The sequence below is a fragment of the Symbiobacterium sp. genome (assembly GCF_040797425.1).
Classification (GTDB): Bacteria; Bacillota; Sulfobacillia; order Symbiobacteriales; family Symbiobacteriaceae; genus Symbiobacterium.
In genome coordinates, this window is sequence record NZ_JBFNEH010000112.1 from 1 (window position 1) to 2,984 (window position 2,984).

Annotated in this window: 4 protein-coding genes; 1 reads left to right on the forward strand and 3 read right to left on the reverse strand. The window is 63.5% G+C overall.

Features of this window, described 5'->3' with window-relative positions:
• The 3 genes from AB2385_RS16820 to sdhC all read right to left on the reverse strand — a co-directional run.
• Nucleotides 1-239 (reverse strand): FAD-binding protein (locus AB2385_RS16820; protein ID WP_367656165.1); only part of this gene is annotated, 239 nt, incomplete at its 3' end.
• A gap of 25 nt (nucleotides 240-264) precedes the next feature.
• The gene (locus tag AB2385_RS16825) at nucleotides 265-600 is read right to left on the reverse strand and encodes a succinate dehydrogenase hydrophobic membrane anchor subunit (RefSeq protein ID WP_367656166.1); all 336 of its coding nucleotides are present in this window, start codon (nucleotides 598-600) and stop codon (nucleotides 265-267) included.
• Between the two features lie 27 nt (nucleotides 601-627).
• On the reverse strand, nucleotides 628-1,050 hold the full coding sequence (gene sdhC, locus AB2385_RS16830) for a succinate dehydrogenase, cytochrome b556 subunit (protein WP_367656167.1): 423 nt from the start codon (nucleotides 1,048-1,050) through the stop codon (nucleotides 628-630).
• A 318-nt stretch (nucleotides 1,051-1,368) separates the two neighbouring features.
• Here sdhC and AB2385_RS16835 point away from each other — a divergent pair, with 318 nt between their 5' ends.
• Nucleotides 1,369-2,787 (forward strand): anion permease, encoded by a 1,419-nt coding sequence (locus AB2385_RS16835; RefSeq protein WP_367656168.1) that lies wholly within the window; start codon nucleotides 1,369-1,371, stop codon nucleotides 2,785-2,787.
• Nucleotides 2,788-2,984: the final 197 nt, after the last annotated feature.

Sequence of the window (2,984 nt, forward strand, 5' to 3'; positions counted from 1 at the left end):
AGGTAGTCGGAGCCCTTGATGGTATCGAAGGCGTGCTTCTCCCAGTTGTCGTCCCGGCCCTGGGGGTGGTTGCCCAGTGAGCCGTTGATGCCGCCCGCGGCGGCCACCGAATGGGAACGGACCGGAGGAAGCTGCGAGATGATCGCCACGTCGCTCACGCCACTGTCGAAGACGGCGATGGCGGCCCTGAGGCCCGCCAGACCTCCGCCGATGATGGCGACGCGATGCTTGATTTTCATGCCACCAACACCTCCCCGAACGCGGCTACTGGGCCAGGAAGGCCGCCAGGGCCATGGAGCCGTAGCCGGCGGCCACCACGCCGATCACGGTGAGGATCCAGCCGGCGGCGCGGCCTGCGCGGGGCCAGTAGTCCAGGATGATGTTGCGGATGCCGTTGAGGCCGTGGTAGAGGCCCGTCACCAGCAACCCGGCGTCGACGATCAGGTAAAGGACGGACTGGAGGCGCATCTGGCTGTCGCCGAAGGTAATGACAGCCGTGGGATCCACGAAGTGCATGATCGCGAAATGAATGCCGGCGAACACCACCAGCAGGACGGCGGTGACACGGTGGATCATCCACGCCCACAGGCTTCCTTTCATGAAGAATCACCTCCTACCGGGTTCGGCTCAGGCCGTCCACGGGTACGCCAGGAAGCGCATGACGAAGAAGTAGCTGCCGATGACGACGGCGACTGCGGACAGGATCAGGACTGCCCAGAAGTTGCGCTTGTGCGTGTGCACTCCCCAGCCCAGGTCCAGCAGAATGAGCCGGATGCCGTTGATGCCGTGGAACACGAGGGCCAGGAAGAGGAACCACTCGCCGATGACCCAGACGCGCGCGGCCATGCTGGCCATCTTGGTGCTGAAGCCCTCCGCGCCGGCGCGCACCACCGTGGTGATCTCCCAGATGTGCAGCAGAAGGAAGACCACGATGGCGATGCCGCTGATGCGGTGGAGCACATGCGACCACATGCCCGTGCGGTAGTAGCGCGGGTTCAGGTCGGCGAAACTGCGCACCGTCCGGCCCGGTGCGTTGCCTGTCCGTTCCACCTTCTTTCACCCCTCTCGCAACCGCGATTTGCGCCTCAGTTCAATGGAACTCTCAGCCGTTAAGATGTGCAATATACGTAGTTTGATACTAGCGAGAAATGAATCTTTGGTGCACCTACCAATGGACAAGGGTGTGGCCGCTTGGTGGTCACCTGGACCAATTGGGCAGGCGATTGCGCCAAAAACGGGCTATCTTTGGGCAATTGGTATAGAGGAACGCCGAGCCTTGTGATATTTGTAACGGTGTAGGCGAGTCCGCGAACTTACCAACGACTGGCCGGAACCTGGGTTTGGTTTGTGGCTGTAGGAGGGATTCCAGTGAGTACGGAAGCGCGCTCTAAGTTGGTACGCGGTCTCATCTGTGTTGTCGTGGGTCTGATCATCTGGTTCCTGCCCGCACCCGGCGACCTGGAACCGGTGGCCATGCACCTCCTGGGCATCTTCGTGGCCACGATTCTGGGCCTGATTCTCCAGCCGATGCCCCAGGGTGCGGTGGTCATCACGGCGGTGGCCGTCACGGCCTTCACCAACACGCTGGCGATTGGCGATGCACTGAACGGCTTCAAAGACTCAACGGTGTGGTTGATCGTCTCAGCGTTCCTGTTCGCCCGCGGCCTGATCAAGACGGGCCTCGGCCGGCGCATCTCGTTTATGCTGGTCAAGGCATTCGGCAAGTCGACCCTGGGCCTGGGCTATGCGCTGGCGCTTTCCGATACGGTGCTGGCCCCGGCCACTCCGTCCAACACGGCTCGTTCCGGCGGCATCCTCTTCCCGATCGTGCGCTCGCTCTGCTCGGCCATGGGCTCCGAGCCCGGTCCCACCGCCAAGCGGATTGGCCAGTACCTGATGTTCAACTCCTTCCAGTTCTCGGTGATCACATCGGCCATCTTCCTGACCGGCGTGGCGCCCAACTCGCTGATCGCGACGCTGGCCAAGGAGAACTTCGGTTACGAGGTCACGTGGCTGGGCTGGTTCTGGGCAGCGCTCCTGCCGGGCATCATCTCGATCGCCATCTTGCCGTATATCTTCTACAAGATGTTTGATCCCGAGCTGAAATACTCGCCGGAGGCCCCGGCGATGGCGGCCGCCGAGCTTGAGAAGATGGGGCCCATGAGCAGGGGCGAGAAGGGCATGCTGGGCGTGTTCATCCTCACCCTGATCCTCTGGGCGACGACCCAGTGGACCGGCCTGAACGCGACGGCCATCGCCCTGGTCGGCGTGGCCATCCTGCTGATCCTCCATGTGATCGACTGGCAGGATGTGCTGGCCGAGAAGGGCGGCTGGGATGCGCTGATCTGGTTCGGCGGCCTGGTCGGCCTGGCCAGCGGCCTCTCGAAGGTGGGCCTGATCGACTGGCTCGCGGCGGTGTTGAAGGCGGCCCTGAGCAACATTACCTCCTGGTTCCTGGCGTTCGTCCTGGTCGTGATCGCCTACAAGTACGTGCACTACTTCATCGCCTCGATGACGGCGCACGCCACCGCGTTCTTCGTGCCCCTGGGCCTGGTGGCCATCAGCGCCGGGGCGCCGGTGGAACTGGTCGTACTGGTGCTCGGCTTCTTCAACAGCCTGAACGCCGCGATGACCCACTACGGCACCGGCCCCGCGCCGATCTTCTTCGGCGCCGGGTACATCGACCAGGGCACCTGGTGGAAGTGGGGCTTCGTCACCAGCCTGATCAACCTGGTGGTCTGGCTGGGGGCGGGCTCGCTGTGGTGGAAGATCATCGGGCTGTGGTAACAGGCACACAGCTGCGAAACGCCGAACGGGCACCCCGTGGGGTGCCCGTTCGCACACAGAATGGCAGAGGGGGCGGCCGCCTGGCCGCCCCCCGCTGGCTTATGTCTACTTCCGCAGCCCCAGCTTGTACGCCATGGCCGCCTTCTTCAGGTTCTGAATCGCCTCGGGCGGATTCAGGTGCTTCGGGCAGGCCTCGA